Origin of the sequence: Streptomyces sp. MMG1121, from assembly GCF_001280015.1 — a bacterium.
Classification (GTDB): Bacteria; Actinomycetota; Actinomycetes; order Streptomycetales; family Streptomycetaceae; genus Streptomyces.
Genome location: NZ_LGDV01000201.1, coordinates 71,311 through 86,794, shown reverse-complemented (window position 1 = coordinate 86,794; position 15,484 = coordinate 71,311). Strand labels below are relative to the sequence as shown.

Sequence of the window (15,484 nt, the reverse complement as noted above, 5' to 3'; positions counted from 1 at the left end):
CTGACGCGGTGTGATCTTCCACAGGGGCGGAGGGGTGCTGCGATGACCGGGCCGGTGCTCGCCGTCGACCAGGGCACGTCCGGCACCAAGGCCCTCGTGGTCTGCCCGGAGCGCGGTGTCCTCGGCACCGGGTTCGCCGAGGTCCGCCCCCGCCATCTGCCCGGCGGCCTGGTCGAGGTCGACCCCCGCCAGCTGTACGACTCGGTCGTCACCGCAGGCCACCAGGCGCTCGCCGAGGCGGGCGAGCCGGTCGTGGCACTGGGCCTCGCCAACCAGGGCGAGACCGTCCTCGCCTGGGACCCGGACACCGGCCGCCCGCTCACCGACGCCCTGGTCTGGCAGGACCGGCGCGCCGAGACCGTGTGCGCCGAACTATCCGACCACGCCGATGAGTTGCGGCGACTGACCGGGTTGCCCCTCGACCCGTACTTCGCCGCCCCCAAGATGGCCTGGATCCGCCGCCACCGTACCCGCGAGGGCCTCGTCACCACCTCCGACGCCTGGCTGGTCCACCGCCTGACCGGCAGCTGCGCCACCGACGCCGCCACCGCCGGCCGCACCCAGCTGCTCGACCTGGACAGCGCCCGGTGGGCGCCGCGGGCGCTGGAGGTGTACGGCCTGACGGACGAACGGCTTCCACGGGTGAGCGACAACGCCGAGCTCATCGGCACCACCTCGGCGTTCGGCCACGACATCCCGCTCACCGGCCTGGCCGTCGACCAGCAGGCCGCCCTGCTCGCCCAGCGCGTCACCCGCCCCGGCGCCGCCAAGTGCACCTACGGCACCGGAGCGTTCCTCCTCGCGCACACCGGCGAGCACCCCCGGCGCGGCACCTCCGGCCTGGTCAGCTGCGTCGCCTGGCGGCTCGCCGGCACCACCAGCTACTGCCTCGACGGCCAGGTCTACACGGCCGCCTCCGCCGTCCGCTGGCTCACCGACCTCGGCGTCATCTCCTCGGCCGCCGACCTCGACCCGGTGGGCGCCACCGTCCCGGACAGCGGCGGCGTCACCTTCGTCCCCGCCCTCGCCGGACTCGCCGCCCCCTGGTGGCGCGGAGATCTGCGCGGCTCGCTCACCGGACTCGGCCTCGACACCACCCGCGGCCACCTCGTGCGCGCCCTGTGCGAGGGCATCGCCGCCCAGGTCGCCGAACTCGCCGACGCCGCCGCCGACGACCTCGGCGCCGGCCTGGACCTGCTGCGCGCCGACGGCGGCCTGACCCGCTCCGCACTCCTCATGCAGACCCAGGCCGACCTGCTGCAACGCCCCGTCGAGGTGTCCGCGCTGCCCGACGCCACCGCCCTGGGCGCCGCCGCCCTGGCCCGCCTGGGCGCGGACCGTTCCCTGACCGTCGACCAGGCCCTGCCCGAGGGGAAGCCCGCCGCCGTGTACGAGCCCCGCATCAGCGCCGGCCAGGCCGCGGAACGCCGCGCCCGCTTCCGCACCGCCGTGACGGCCCTGCTCGGCTCATGACCGTCACCGCTCAAGGCCCGCTGCCCACCGCGACGTACGACGTGGCGATCGTCGGAGCGGGCGTCGTCGGCTGCGCGATCGCCCGCGAACTCGCCCGCCACCCCCGGCTGCGCATCGCCCTGGTGGAGGCCCAGGACGACGTGGGCCAGGGCACCTCCAAGGCCAACACCGCGATCCTGCACACCGGTTTCGACGCGGCCCCCGGCACCCTGGAGGCCCGGCTGGTCGGCGAGGGGTACGCGCGGCTGGGCGCCTACGCCGCCGAGACCGGCATCCCCGTCGAACGCGTCGGCGCCCTGCTGGTCGCCTGGGACGAGGAGCAGCTCGCCGCCCTGCCCGGGCTGGTCCGCAAGGCCGAGCGCAACGGCTACGACGCGACGCGCCCGCTGAGCCGCGAGGAGCTGTACGCCCGCGAACCGCACCTCGGCCCCGGCGCGCTCGGCGCCCTGCACGTCCCCGGCGAGAGCGTCATCTGCCCCTGGACGACGACCCTGGCCTACGCTACCCAGGCCGTCCTCGCCGGAGTCGACCTGCACCTCAACGCCAAGGTGGAACAGGTGGGTTCGGGGGAGGAAGGCCATCGGCTGCACACCTCCCGCGGACCCCTGCGCACCCGTCGGCTGGTCAACGCGGCGGGTCTGTACGCCGACACCCTCGACCGGCTGCTCGGCCACGAGGACTTCACCGTCACCCCGCGCCGCGGCCAGCTCCTGGTGTACGACAAGCTCGCCCGCCCGCTCGTACGGCACATCCTCCTGCCCGTCCCGACCGCGCTCGGCAAGGGCGTCCTGGTCGCGCCCACCGTCTACGGCAACGTCCTGCTCGGCCCCACCGCCGAGGACCTGGACGACAAACGGGCCACCGGCTCCACCGCCGACGGCCTCGCCGGCCTCAGGGACAAGGGCCGCCGTGTCCTGCCCGCCCTGGTGGAGGAGGAGGTTACCGCCGTCTACGCCGGGCTGCGCGCGGCCACCGGGCAGGAGGACTACCGCATCGCCGTCCACCCCGGGCAGGGGTACGTCACGGTGGGCGGCATCCGCTCCACCGGCCTGACCGCGTCCCTGGCCGTCGCCGCCCATGTCACCGGCCTGCTGGCCGACACCGGACTCGACCCCGGCCCGGTGCGGGAGCTGGAGCCGGTGACCATGCCTCAGCTCGGCGAGGCGTCCCCGCGCCCCTACCAGCGACCCGAACTCATCGCCGCCGACCCCGGGTACGGCACCCTGGTCTGCCACTGCGAACGCGTCTCCCGAGGCGAGATCCGCGACGCCCTCGCGAGCCCGATCCCGCCGCGCGGCCTGGAGGGAATGCGCCGCCGCACCCGGGCCCGGGCGGGGCGCTGCCAGGGGTTCTACTGCGGGGCCGTGGTGCGGGAGCTGTTCGAGGCGGCGCACAGGGAGGAGGGCCGGACATGACGGTCGAGCGGGGCGCACCGGGTGCCGGCGGGGCCCGCGGTGCATCGGGGCCGCCCCTGCGCCGGGTCGACGTCCTGGTCGTCGGCGCGGGGCCCGCGGGCCTGGTCGCCGCCGCCCGGCTGGCCGCCTCCGGAGCGGGCCGGGTGGAGGTGCTGGAGCGTGAGCAGGAGGCCGGGGGAGTGCCCCGGCACTGCGCCCACGGCGGCTTCGGCACCCGCGCCCACCCGCGGACCGGTCCCGAGTACGCCCGCGCGCTGGCCGAGGCGGCCGATCGGGCGGGCGCCGTGATCCGGACCGGGGTGAGCGTCCTGGACTGGGGCGCGACCGGTGGCGGTGGCGGCCCGAGGCCGGTGCTCACCGCCGTCGGCCCCGGCGGGCCCGAGATCATCGAGGCGCGGTCGGTCGTCCTGGCCACCGGCGCCCGGGAACGTCCGCGCCCGGCCCGGCTGGTGCCCGGCACCCGCCCCGCCGGGGTCTACACCACGGGTGAACTCCAGCAGGCCGTCCATCTGTTCGGGCAGCGCATCGGTCACCGCGCGGTCGTCGTCGGCGCCGAGGACGTCTCCTACGCGGCGGCCGACACCGTGCGCGCGGCCGGGGCACGGGTGGTGGCCCTGGTCACGGAAGAGTCCCGCGCCCAAGTCCCGTTCCACCAGGTCCAGTCGGCCCGCCTGCGCCGCCGCGCCCCGCTGCTCACGAACACCACGGTCGCCGAACTCCTCGGCCGTGGCCGCCTGTCCGGGGTCCGCGTCCGCCACCGCGACGGCCGTACGACCGTACTGGCCTGCGACACCGTCGTGTTCACCGGTGACTTCGTCCCGGACCACGAACTCGCCCGCCGGGGCGCCCTCGCCCTGGACCCCGGCACGCGCGGCCCCGCGGTCGACGCCTGCCTGCACACCTCGCGCCCCCGGGTCTTCGCCGCCGGGAACGTCCTGCACGCCGTCGAACCCGCCGGCGTGGCGGCCCGCGAGGGTGCCCGGGCGGCCGGGTCCGTGCTCGCCCTCCTGGCGGGTGCCCCCTGGCCCGGCCCCGGAGTACCGCTCGCCGTCGAGGCGCCGCTGCGCTGGATCGCGCCGAACCGCATCGCCCCGGCGGCCCGGCCCGGGGCGTACGTCCTGCGCACCGCCGCCCCGCTGCGCCGGCCCGTCCTGTCCGTCCGCCAGGACGGCCGCCTGCTGCACCGCGAACGGCTCGGCCCGGGCACGGCCCTGCCGAACCGCACCCTCACCCTCACCGCCCGCTGGCACGACCGCGTCGACCCCGGGGGCGGCGCGGTGCGGGTGAGCGCGGATTGAGCGGGCCGGTGGTCAGTGCCGTCCGGCACCGTGGGGCCGGTGACGGACACGAACCCTCCGCGGACGGAGCTGGTGCGGACACCGGCCGGACTCGACGCGAAGACCTGGCGGTGGACGAACCTCCGGGCGATCGTCCGGTCCTGGGGCCTGCCCGCACCGCGCCAACCCCTGCGCGCCTACGCCGGACCGGCCGAGGAGTGAGCTGCCGCCCGCTCACATCCCGCTGAACGAGCCGTGCCGCCCCGCGCCCGAGGCGAACCGGGCGGCCCCCTCCGTGCCCTGCGCCAGCACGCCCCTTCCGTGGCGGAGTTCGGCGGTCAGTGCCGACGCCTCGTCCAGGCCCTGCTGGTCCAGGAGCGAGGCCCGGTCACTGCGCAGACAGGCCTGCGGGAAGCGGGCGATGTCCGCGGCGAGCGCCTCGGCCTCGGCGCGGGAGTGACCCGTGGGCACCACGCGGTTGGCGAGCCCCATCTCGTACGCCTCCCGGGCCGGGACCGGGCGGCCGGTCAGGATCAGGTCCATGGCCCGGCTCGTGCCGATCAGCCGGGGCAGCCGTACCGTGCCGCCGTCGATCAGGGGTACGCCCCAGCGGCGGCAGAACACGCCGAAGACGGCGTCCTCCTCCGCGACCCGCAGATCGCACCACAGGGCGAGTTCGAGGCCGCCCGCGACCGCGTGCCCGGCCACCGCCGCGATCACCGGCTTGGACAGCCGCATCCGGGTCGGCCCCATCGGGCCGTCGCCGTCCTCGGCCACGCGATTGCCGCGCTCGGTACCGATCGCCTTCAGGTCCGCGCCCGCGCAGAACGTGCCGCCCTCACCCCACAGCACCGCCACCCGGGCGCCCTCGTCGGCCTCGAACTCCCGGAAGGCACGGCTGAGTCCGGCGGCCGTGGGACCGTCGACCGCGTTGCGGGCCTCGGGCCGGGACAGCACGACCGTGGTGACGTACTCCTTGCGCTCCACACGGACCGGCACGGCGAACTCCCTTGACTCGGCTGGGAGGGCCACTCTGCCTCAGATGACCTTCAGCCGCACCAGCGCCCCCAGCGTCAGCGCCCCCGGCACCAGCGGCACCCACACGGTGATGATGCGGTAGGCGAGCACCACCGCCGTGGCCACCGCCACCGGGCCGCCCGCCGCCACCAGCGCCACGATCAGCGCGGCCTCGACGGAGCCGATGCCGCCCGGTGTGGGCACCAGCGCCACCGCGACCGTCGCGGCGAGATACGCCAGGGCCGTGTGCGCCGGCGGCACCGGCAGCCCCAGCGCCCGCCCGACCGCGACCAGACCGGCGGCCTGGAGCGCCGGGAAGGCGAGCGAGCCGCCCCACAGCGCGAGTGCCCGGGCCGGACGCGTGTGCACCGAGCGGGCCTCGCCCAGGGCCGCGCGGACGAAGCCGAGCAGAGGCGCGCGCAGCCGCCGTACGAGGGTCAGCGCGGCCACCGCCACCACCAGCACCGCGCCCGCGATCGTCAGCAGCGGGCCGACCGCCCCGGCGGGGATCAGCGTGCCGAGGCGCAGCGCGTCGGGGAAGGCCAGCAGCAGCGCGGCCAGCAGGCTCAGCCGGCCCACCGACTCGGCGAGCAGATACAGCGCGAGAGCGGCTGAGGAGCGGGCGAGCGGCACCCCGCACACGGTCATGAACCGCAGATTGACCGCGCCGGCACCGAGCCCGGTCGGCAGCAGATGGTTCGCCGAGCCCGCCGCGAACTGCGTGGCCAGCAGCCGCCACCGGGGAAGCGGCTGGATGACGGCGCCCTGCCGGGTGAAGGCGGCGGCCACCCAGGTCAAACAGGTGGCGCCGCCCGCCGCCAGCAGCCAGGGCCACGAGGCGGTGCGCAGCTGGCCGAAGCCCTCGGCGAGCACCGACCGGTTCTCCACCGCCACGATCGCGACGAGCAGGAGCGGAAGCAGACACAGGATCCGCCGCACGGGGAGGCGCCGGGCGAGCCTCAGGAGGCGTCCGTCGCGAAGGTGGAGGAGAGGTACCGCGGTCACACCTGGAGAGGTTTTCCGCACCGTCTCAACGGCGGGTGGCGGATTCGGGGACGGCGTCTTACAGGACGGCGGCTTGCAGACGGTGGTCATCGGGGCCTTCGGGGGAGGGGACGGGGGCGGGGGTGCCGGTGGGGGTGAAAAGCAGCGGACATTGACCTCAACGAAGCTTGAGGTTCTACGTTCTTGTGCATGAGCATGGAGACCACCGCATGGACGCAGCTGCACAGCGTCATGAACGCCCAGGACGAGCGCCGTCCCTTCGCCCGCGCCACGTTGCGCCGTATCGCCGCCTTCGCCCGTCCGCACCGCGCGGGCATCGTCCGGTTCGTCTTGTTCGGGGTGGTGACCGCCCTGCTCGCCGTCGCGACCCCCGTGCTCGCCGGCCGCGTCGTCGACGCGATCGTGGCGGGGCACGACTCCGCGAAAGTGGTGCGGCTGTCCCTGCTCATCGCGCTGGTGGCGCTGGCTGAGGCAGGGCTCGGCATCCTCGGGCGACGGCTGTCGTCGTCGCTCGGGGAGGGACTCATCCTCGACCTCAGAACGGCTGTGTTCGATCATGTGCAGCGCATGCCGGTCGCGTTCTTCACACGGACTCGTACGGGCGCGCTGGTGAGCCGACTCAACAACGACGTCATCGGCGCCCAGCGGGCCTTCGCCAACACCCTGTCGGGCGTGGTGAGCAACCTGGTCACGCTGGTGCTCACGCTCGCGGTGATGCTGACCCTGTCCTGGCAGATCACGCTGCTCGCGCTGGTGCTGCTGCCGGTGTTCGTCCTGCCCGCGCGCCGCATGGGCAGCCGGATGGCCCGGATGCAGCGGGAGGCGGCGGCGCTGAACGCGGCCATGGGCACCCGGATGACCGAGCGGTTCTCCGCCCCCGGCGCCACCCTGGTCAAGCTGTTCGGCCGCCCCGAGGAGGAGTCCGCGGAGTTCGCGGCCCGCGCCGCCCGCGTCCGGGACATCGGGGTGCGTACGGCCACCGCGCAGTCGGTGTTCATCACCTCCCTCACCCTGGTCTCCGCGCTCGCGCTGGCCCTCGTCTACGGCCTCGGCGGCTGGTTCGCGCTGCACGGCACCCTCCAGGCGGGCGCGGTCGTCTCCCTCTCCCTGCTGCTGACCCGGATGTATGCCCCGCTCACCGCGCTCGCCGGCGCCCGCGTGGAGGTGATGAGCGCCCTCGTCAGCTTCGAGCGGGTCTTCGAGGTGCTGGACCTGAAGCCGCTCATCGAGGAGAAGCCGGACGCCCGTGAGGTCCCCGAGGGCCCGGTGGCCGTCGAGTTCGAGGACGTCCGGTTCTCCTACCCGGCCGCCGACCAGGTCTCCCTCGCCTCCCTGGAGGAGGTCGCGGCCCTCGACACCCGCGGCGGCTCCGAGGTCCTGCACGGCATCTCCTTCCGTGCCGAACCCGGCCAGACCATCGCCCTCGTCGGTTCCTCCGGCGCCGGCAAGTCCACCATCGCCCAGCTGCTGCCGCGCCTGTACGACGTCGACGCCGGCGCGGTCCGCATCGGCGGGGCCGACGTCCGCGACCTGACCGCGGCCTCCCTGCGGGCCACCCTCGGCATGGTCACCCAGGACGGCCACCTCTTCCACGACAGTGTCCGCGCCAACCTGCTGCTGGCCCGCCCGGACGCCACGGACGAGGACCTCTGGGACGCCCTCGGCCGCGCCCGCCTGGACGGTGTCGTACGGTCCCTGCCCGACGGTCTGGACACGGTCGTCGGCGAGCGCGGCTACCGGCTGTCCGGCGGTGAGCGCCAGCGCATGACGATCGCCCGGCTGCTGCTGGCCCGCCAGCGCGTGGTCATCCTGGACGAGGCCACCGCCCACCTGGACAACACCTCCGAGGCGGCCGTCCAGGAAGCGCTCGCCGAGGCGCTGGAAGGCCGCACCGCCGTGGTCATCGCCCACCGTCTGTCCACGGTCCGGGCGGCCGACCAGATCCTGGTCGTGGAGTCCGGCCGGATCGCGGAACGGGGCACGCACGAGGAACTGCTGGCGGCGGACGGCCGGTACGCCGAGCTGCACCGCACCCAGTTCGCCCGGCGCGACGGCGAGGTGACGACGGCCTGACAAACGGGGGCGGTCGCGGGGTGGGCGTCGCCCACCCCTTGACGCCGATGGTCCGGACCTTTAACTTCACGCCTTAAACAAAGACTCCGGATGCGCTCGACACCCAAGCGTCACCCCGGTGTTGGGCCGCGCTCGGCACCCCCACGCGAAAGGCCGCCCCCGCCCATGGCCAGAACTCTCCCCACGGCAGTCTCCGTCGCCGTACTCGCGCTCTCCGCCGGACTGCTCACCGCCTCCCCCGCCCAGGCCGCCACCGGCACCATCACCGGCCTCGCCGGCAAGTGCCTCGACGTCGCCGGGGCGAACTCCGCCGACGGCACGCCCGTCCAGCTCTACGACTGCAACGGCACCGGCGCCCAGCAGTGGACCGTCGGTGCTGACGGCACGATCCGCGCCCTCGGCAAGTGCCTGGACGTGACGGGCAACTCGACCGCCGACGGGGCCAAGGTCCAGCTGTGGTCCTGTACCGGCGGCGCGAACCAGAAGTGGACCGTCACCGCCGCCCACGACATCGTCAACCCGCAGGCGAACAAGTGCCTGGACGTCACCGACAACAACTCCGCCAACGGCACCCGCGCTCAGATCTGGAGCTGCGGCGGCACCGCGAACCAGAAGTGGACCGCGCCCGCGGCGGACGGCGGCACCACCCCGTCCGCGCCGATGGCCGTCGCACCGTACCTGTACAACGGCTGGGGCAGCCCGCCGAACCCGAGCACCATCACCCAGGCCACCGGCGTGAAGTGGTTCACCCTCGCCTTCGTGCTCAGCAACGGCTACTGCGACCCGCAGTGGGACGGCAGCCGCCCGCTGACCGGCGGCGTGGACCAGCAGACGGTCAACACGGTGCGGGCGAACGGCGGTGACGTGATCCCGTCCTTCGGCGGCTACAGCGGCAACAAGCTGGAGAGCTCCTGCTCCAGCGCGGGTGAACTCGCCGCCGCCTACCAGAAGGTGATCGACGCCTACGGTCTGAAGGCGATCGACATCGACATCGAGGCCGACGCCTACAGCAACGCGACCGTGCAGCAGCGGACCGTGGACGCGCTGAAGACCGTGAAGGCGAACAACCCCGGTCTGAAGGTGTACGTCACCATCGGCACCGGGCAGTCCGGCCCCGACACCAGCCTGATCAACCGGGCCGCCGCGTCCGGGCTGACCGTGGACGCCTGGGCCATCATGCCGTTCGACTTCGGCGGCGCCGGACAGAACATGGGCAACCTCACCACCCAGGCCGCAGAGGGCCTGAAGAACGCCCTGAAGAACGCGTACGGCTACAGCGACGACCAGGCCTACCGGGACATGGGCATCTCGTCCATGAACGGCATCACCGACAACAGCGAGACCGTCACGGTGAACGACTTCCGCACCATCCTCGCCTACGCACAGGCGCACCACCTCGCCCGGCTCACCTTCTGGTCCGCCAACCGCGACCGCCCGTGCACCGGCGGCCCCGCCGACAGCTGCTCCGGCGTGAGCCAGTCCGACTGGGACTACACCCGCGTCTTCGCCGGCTACACCGGCTGACCCCGGCCCCCGAGGAGAACTCCCGTGCATCCGCCCTCCCGCCGCCGTGGAGCCACGGCACTCGCCCTGGTCGCCGCGACCGCCGCCGCGCTGCTCACCGCCGCGCCCGCGCACGCCGCCCGCGCGCAGACCGGTGCCCTGCCCACCGGCTTCGCCACCGTCATCAACGCCGCGAGCGGCAAGTGCCTGGACGCCAAGGGCGCGGCCACCGCGAACGGCACCGTCGTGCAGCAGTACGCGTGCAACGGCACCACCGCCCAGCAGTGGAGCCTCACCGACGCCGGCAACGGCTACGTCCACCTCGACAACCGCAACGACACCAGCGAGGCCCTGGACGTCACCGACGTCTCCACCGCCGACAACGCGCCGATCCAGCTGTGGAGTTACGGCGGCGGCGCCAACCAGCAATGGCAGCCGGTGGACGACGGCGGCGGCGCCTTCCACTTCGTCAACCGCAACAGCGGCAAGTGCCTGGACGATCCGGGCGCCTCGCTCGCCGACAGCACGGGGTTCGTCCAGTACGCCTGCAACGGCACCGCCGCCCAGCGCTTCCAGGTGGTCCCCGTGACCCAGTCGACGGGCGATCCCGACCTCGGCCCGAACGTCGTCGTCTTCGACCCGTCGATGTCGTCCGCCACCATCCAGGGCAAGCTGGACGCGATCTTCAAGCAGCAGGAGACCAACCAGTTCGGCGCCCAGCGCTACGCCGTGCTGTTCAAGCCCGGCGCCTACAGCGCGGACGTCAACGTCGGCTTCTACACCCAGGTGCTCGGCCTCGGCCTGACCCCGGACGCGGTCTCGGTCAACGGCGCCGTGCACGCCGAGGCCGACTGGTTCCAGGGCAACGCCACCCAGAACTTCTGGCGCGGCGCCGAGAACCTGTCCGTCAATCCCGCGAACGGCGGCGACCGCTGGGCGGTCTCGCAGGCGGCGCCGTACCGCCGGATGCATCTGCGCGGCAACCTCGCCCTGGACGACGGCGGCTGGTCCAGCGGCGGCTATCTCGCGGACAGCAAGGTCGACGGACAGGTCAACTCCGGCTCCCAGCAGCAGTGGCTGACCCGTAACTCGCAGCTCGGCAGCTGGACGGGCAGCAACTGGAACATGGTCTTCGTCGGCAGCCAGGGCGTGCCCGCCACCAGCTTCCCGAACCCGCCGTACACGACCGTCGCGCAGAGCCCGGTCACCCGCGAGAAGCCGTTCCTGTACGTCGACGGCGCCGGGAACTACCAGGTGTTCGTGCCTTCCGTGCGCACGAACTCCACGGCCACCAGCTGGGGCAACGGCAGCCCGGCCGGCAGCTCGCTGCCGCTGAGCCGGTTCTACGTCGTCAAGCCGGGCGCCACCGCCGCGCAGATCAACGCGGCCCTCGCCGCGGGCCAGAACCTGCTCGTCACCCCCGGCGTCTACCACCTCGACCAGACCCTGCAGGTGACCCGCCCCGACACGGTCGTCCTCGGCCTCGGGCTCGCCACCTTCGTCCCCGACAACGGCATCACCGCGATGTCCGTCGCCGACGTCGACGGCGTCGACATCGCGGGCCTGCTCTTCGACGCCGGCACCACCAGCTCGAAGACCCTGCTCGAGGTCGGGCCGGCCGGCTCCTCCGCCTCCCACGCGGCCGACCCGACCTCCCTGCACGACGTCTACTTCCGCGTCGGCGGCGCGGGCGTCGGCAAGGCGGCCACCAGCCTCGTCGTCAACAGCGGCAACGTCATCGGCGACCACATGTGGATCTGGCGCGCCGACCACGGCAGCGGCGTCGGCTGGACCAGCAACACCGCCGACACCGGACTCGTCGTGAACGGGAACGACGTGACGATGTACGGCCTGTTCGTCGAACACTTCCAGAAGGACCAGGTGGTCTGGAACGGCAACGGCGGCCGCACCTACTTCTTCCAGAACGAGATGCCGTACGACCCGCCGGACCAGTCCGCCTGGATGGACGGCTCCACCCGCGGCTACGCGGCCTACAAGGTCGCCGACTCCGTCACCAGCCATCAGGCGTACGGCCTCGGCAGCTACTGCTACTTCAACGCCGACCCCAGCGTGACGGCCGACCGGGCCTTCGCGGTGCCGGACCGCCCGGACGTCCGCTTCACCGACATGGTGACGGTCTCCCTCGGCGGCACCGGCACCATCAGTCACGTCATCAACACCAAGGGAGGGCCCTCGAACGCGTCGTCGAACGTGGCGGACCTGGTCAGCTATCCCTGACGGCATCCCCCGTCCGGCCTAATCCGGGGACGCCACCGGGCGCCGCCGCTGCACAATCACCCCATGGAGCCGCACACCCGCACGGCCCGAGGGGACGGGGGGCGGGCCGTCGTGCGCACGTCCGACGAGGGCGGCGCGACGGCCCGACCCGAACTCGCTCACACGTTCGACGGTCCGGGCGGCCGGCTCCTCGGCCGCCCGCTGCCCGAGGGGTGGCGGTGACCGGACCGACCTGGGAGTACGACGGCTACCGGCCGGTGGAGGAGCGGCTGCGGGAGTCCCTGTGCACCCTCGGCAACGGATACTTCGCCACCCGCGGCGCGCTGCCGGAGTGCACCGCGGACGACACGCACTACCCGGGCACCTACGCGGCCGGCTGCTACGACCGGCTCACCTCCGAGGTCGCCGGACGGCGGGTCGAGAACGAGGACATGGTCAACCTGCCCAACTGGCTGCCGCTGCGGTTCCGCCCCGCGGGCGGTGACTGGCTCACCCCGGATACCGCCCCCGTCACCGAGCACCACCAGATCCTCCACCTCGACCCCGGCCTGCTGGAACGCCGTACCCGCTACGACCTCCCCGGCGGCACCCTCCATGTGCGCCAGCTGCGCCTCGTCCACCTGGCCGACCCCCATCTCGCCGCCCTGCGCACGGAGTTCACCGCCGAGGGCCGCCCCCTCGACCTGGAGGCCGAGGCCGCGCTCGACGGCAGCGTCACCAACTCCGGCGTCGCCCGCTACCGGGACCTGGCCGGCCGGCACCTCACGCGCTTCCACACCGGCACCGCCGCACCCGGCACGGTGTGGCTGCGCTGCCGTACCCGCACCTCCGACATCCGCTTCGGACTGGCCCACCGGCTGACCACCGAGGCGCCGGTCACCCACGTGAACGAGGCCCACCGCGCCGTACAGCGCGTGCGCCTGCGCCTCACGCCCGGCCGTACCGTCACCGTCGACAAGACCGTCGCCCTGCACACCTCCCGCGACCCCGCCATCGGCGACCCCCTGCACGCGGCCGTAGAGCGCGTCGCCGCCGCCCCCGGCTTCGACGAGCTGTCCGAGACACACGCCGCGGCCTGGGAGCAGCTGTGGCGGCGCACCGCGCCGGAGGTCCCCGGCGAGGCCGGCAGCATCCTGCGCCTGCACCTGTTCCACCTGCTCCAGACCCTCTCCCCGCACACCGCCGACCTCGACGCCGGCGTCCCCGCGCGCGGACTGCACGGCGAGGCCTACCGCGGCCATGTCTTCTGGGACGAACTCTTCGTCCTGCCCTACCTCAACCTCCATCTCCCCGAGGTCTCCCGCGCCCTGCTCCGCTACCGGCACCGCCGCCTGGACGCCGCCCGGCACGCGGCGCACGAACTCGGCCGGCGCGGCGCGCTCTACCCCTGGCAGAGCGGCAGCGACGGCCGCGAGGAGACCCAGCAGCTCCACCTCAACCCCCGCTCCGGCCGCTGGCTGCCGGACCACTCCCGGCTCCAGCACCACGTCGGCTCGGCGGTGGCCTACAACGTCTGGCACTACTACGAAGCCACCGGCGACACCGACTTCCTGTACGGCGAGGGCGCCGAGATGCTTCTGCACATCGCCCGCTTCTGGGCGGACTCGGCCACCTACGACCCCCGCCTCGGCCGGCACCGCATCCGCGGCGTGGTCGGCCCCGACGAGTACCACGACGCCTACCCCGGCGCGGCCGCACCCGGCCTCGACGACAACGCGTACACCAACGTCACCGCCACCTGGGTGCTCGCCCGCGCCCTGGAGCTGCTGAACGCCCTGCCCGAACCGCGCCGCCGCGAACTCACCGACGGCATCGGCCTGGAGCGGGACGAGCCCACCCGCTGGGAGGAGGTCTCCCACACCCTCCGCATCCCCTTCCACGACGGGGTGATCAGCCAGTTCGAGGGCTACGGCGACCTCGCCGAGCTGGACTGGGACGGCTATCGCAAGCGGTACGACGACATCCGGCGCCTGGACCGGATCCTGGAGGCGGAGGGCGACACCGTCAACCGGTACAAGGCGTCCAAACAGGCCGACGTACTCATGCTCGGCTACCTCTTCTCGGCCTCCGAACTCCGTTCCCTGTTCCGACGGTTGGGCTACCACCTCGACGACCGCACCTGGACCGCCACCGTCGACCACTACCTGCACCGCACCAGCCACGGCTCCACGCTGAGCGGACTGGTCCACGGCTGGGTCCTGGCCCGCGCCCGCCGCACCGACGCCTGGGCCTTCGTGCAGGAGGCACTGCGCGGAGACATCGCCGACCTCCAGGGCGGCACCACCGGCGAGGGCATCCACCTCGGCGCGATGGCCGGCACCCTCGACCTCGTCCAGCGCGGACTGACCGGCCTGGAGACCCGCGGCGGCGTCCTCAGCCTCGACCCGGTCCCGCTCCCCGAACTCTCCTCCTACGGCTTCTTCGTGCGCTACCACGGCCACTGGGGCGTCCACCTGCGCCTGCGCAGCGGCCTGCTGGAGATCGCCGTACCCTCCTCGGACCGCTCACCCATCGGCATCCGCCTTAACGACCGGGTGATCCCGGTGGAGCCGGGCGAGACGGCCCGCCTGGTCCTGCCGGACTGACCTGCCACACGCGGTGCGACCGCGATCTCGACTGCGGCGGCCGAGGGGACCACGATACGTAGGTGAACGGAGAGAGAGGCCGGGGGAGATGAGCGCAGCCGACACCCCCTTGCGGGTGCTTGCGGTGGACGACGAGGAGCCCGCTCTCGAGGAGCTGCTGTACCTGCTGGGGCGGGACCCGCGCGTCGGCAGTGTGCTGCCCGCGTCGACGGCCACCGAGGCGCTGCGCCGGCTCGGCCGGGCCATGGAGGACGGACCGGGCGCCCACCGGGCGGTCGACGTCGTCTTCCTCGACATCAACATGCCCGGACTCGACGGTCTCGAACTCGCCCGCCTGCTGGGCGGGTTCGCCGCTCCGCCGCTCATCGTCTTCGTCACCGCCCACGACGACTTCGCGGTGCGCGCCTTCGACCTCAAGGCCGTCGACTACCTCCTCAAACCCCTGCGCAAGGAACGCTTCGCCGAGGCCGTACGCCGCGTCGCCGAACTGGTCCGCGCCGGGCAGGGGCCGCGGCCGGCCACCGCCACCGCCCCCGTCGGCCCGGCACCCGGCCTCGCCGATCACGTCCCCGTGGAGCTGGGCGGAGTGACCCGGTTCGTGGCCATCGCCGACATCGCCTACGTCGAGGCACAGGGCGACTACGCGCGGCTGCACACCCGGCACGGCAGCCACCTGGTGCGCGTCCCGCTGTCCACGCTGGAGGAACAGTGGCGCGAGCGCGGCTTCGTGCGGATCCACCGCAGCCGGCTCGTCGCCCTCGGCCGGATCGAGGAACTCCGCCTGGACGGCGGCAACGTGACCGTCCGCGTCGGCGACCGGATCCTCGCCGTGAGCCGGCGCAACGCCAGGGAACTGCGCGATCTGCTGGCCCGGCACGCGGCGGGCCGGGCCCGTTGA

The 15,484-nt window shown here is 73.7% G+C and carries 12 protein-coding genes; 10 read left to right on the top strand and 2 right to left on the bottom strand.

All coding sequences use genetic code 11. The annotated features are described in order from the left end of the window. Nucleotides 1-42 precede the first annotated feature (42 nt). Genes ADK64_RS25460 through ADK64_RS25445 form a run of 4 tightly spaced genes read left to right on the top strand, consistent with a single transcriptional unit; the run spans nt 43 to nt 4,387 of the window. The gene (locus ADK64_RS25460) at nt 43-1,473 is read left to right on the top strand and encodes an FGGY family carbohydrate kinase (protein WP_053662286.1); all 1,431 of its coding nucleotides are present in this window, start codon (nt 43-45) and stop codon (nt 1,471-1,473) included. Further along, a complete protein-coding gene (locus tag ADK64_RS25455; protein ID WP_053662284.1) occupies nt 1,470-2,888 on the top strand; it encodes an FAD-dependent oxidoreductase in 1,419 nt (472 codons plus the stop codon). Before ADK64_RS25460 ends, ADK64_RS25455 begins: the two co-directional genes overlap by 4 nt. Beyond that, nucleotides 2,885-4,186 (top strand): NAD(P)/FAD-dependent oxidoreductase, encoded by a 1,302-nt coding sequence (locus ADK64_RS25450; RefSeq protein ID WP_053662282.1) that lies wholly within the window; start codon nt 2,885-2,887, stop codon nt 4,184-4,186. Before ADK64_RS25455 ends, ADK64_RS25450 begins: the two co-directional genes overlap by 4 nt. 39 nt (nt 4,187-4,225) lie before the next feature. Then, on the top strand, nt 4,226-4,387 hold the full coding sequence (locus ADK64_RS25445) for a hypothetical protein (RefSeq protein WP_159046329.1): 162 nt from the start codon (nt 4,226-4,228) through the stop codon (nt 4,385-4,387). A gap of 12 nt (nt 4,388-4,399) precedes the next feature. Here the strand turns inward: ADK64_RS25445 and ADK64_RS25440 are convergent, their stop codons facing one another. Both ADK64_RS25440 and ADK64_RS25435 read right to left on the bottom strand, forming a co-directional pair. Continuing rightward, a complete protein-coding gene (locus ADK64_RS25440) occupies nt 4,400-5,164 on the bottom strand; it encodes a crotonase/enoyl-CoA hydratase family protein (RefSeq protein ID WP_053662278.1) in 765 nt (254 codons plus the stop codon). A 39-nt stretch (nt 5,165-5,203) separates the two neighbouring features. Further along, complete coding sequence (locus ADK64_RS25435; protein WP_234384699.1) at nt 5,204-6,187, bottom strand: lysylphosphatidylglycerol synthase transmembrane domain-containing protein; 984 nt, start codon at nt 6,185-6,187, stop codon at nt 5,204-5,206. A 195-nt stretch (nt 6,188-6,382) separates the two neighbouring features. Between ADK64_RS25435 and ADK64_RS25430 the strand changes: the two genes are divergently transcribed. From ADK64_RS25430 to ADK64_RS25410, 6 genes are all read left to right on the top strand, one after another. Then, nucleotides 6,383-8,260, top strand: a complete 1,878-nt coding sequence (locus tag ADK64_RS25430; protein ID WP_053662276.1) for an ABC transporter ATP-binding protein — start codon at nt 6,383-6,385, stop codon at nt 8,258-8,260. Between the two features lie 165 nt (nt 8,261-8,425). Then, nucleotides 8,426-9,784, top strand: coding sequence for a lectin (locus tag ADK64_RS25425; RefSeq protein ID WP_053662274.1), 1,359 nt, complete (start codon nt 8,426-8,428; stop codon nt 9,782-9,784). A 24-nt stretch (nt 9,785-9,808) separates the two neighbouring features. Next, nucleotides 9,809-12,001, top strand: coding sequence for an RICIN domain-containing protein (locus ADK64_RS25420; RefSeq protein ID WP_053662273.1), 2,193 nt, complete (start codon nt 9,809-9,811; stop codon nt 11,999-12,001). 63 nt (nt 12,002-12,064) lie between these two features. Next, nucleotides 12,065-12,223, top strand: coding sequence for a hypothetical protein (locus tag ADK64_RS46105; protein WP_159046328.1), 159 nt, complete (start codon nt 12,065-12,067; stop codon nt 12,221-12,223). Next, on the top strand, nt 12,220-14,586 hold the full coding sequence (locus ADK64_RS25415; RefSeq protein ID WP_053662788.1) for a glycoside hydrolase family 65 protein: 2,367 nt from the start codon (nt 12,220-12,222) through the stop codon (nt 14,584-14,586). The genes ADK64_RS46105 and ADK64_RS25415 overlap by 4 nt, the downstream gene beginning before the upstream one ends. An 88-nt stretch (nt 14,587-14,674) precedes the next feature. Then, the gene (locus tag ADK64_RS25410) at nt 14,675-15,484 is read left to right on the top strand and encodes a LytR/AlgR family response regulator transcription factor (RefSeq protein ID WP_053662271.1); all 810 of its coding nucleotides are present in this window, start codon (nt 14,675-14,677) and stop codon (nt 15,482-15,484) included.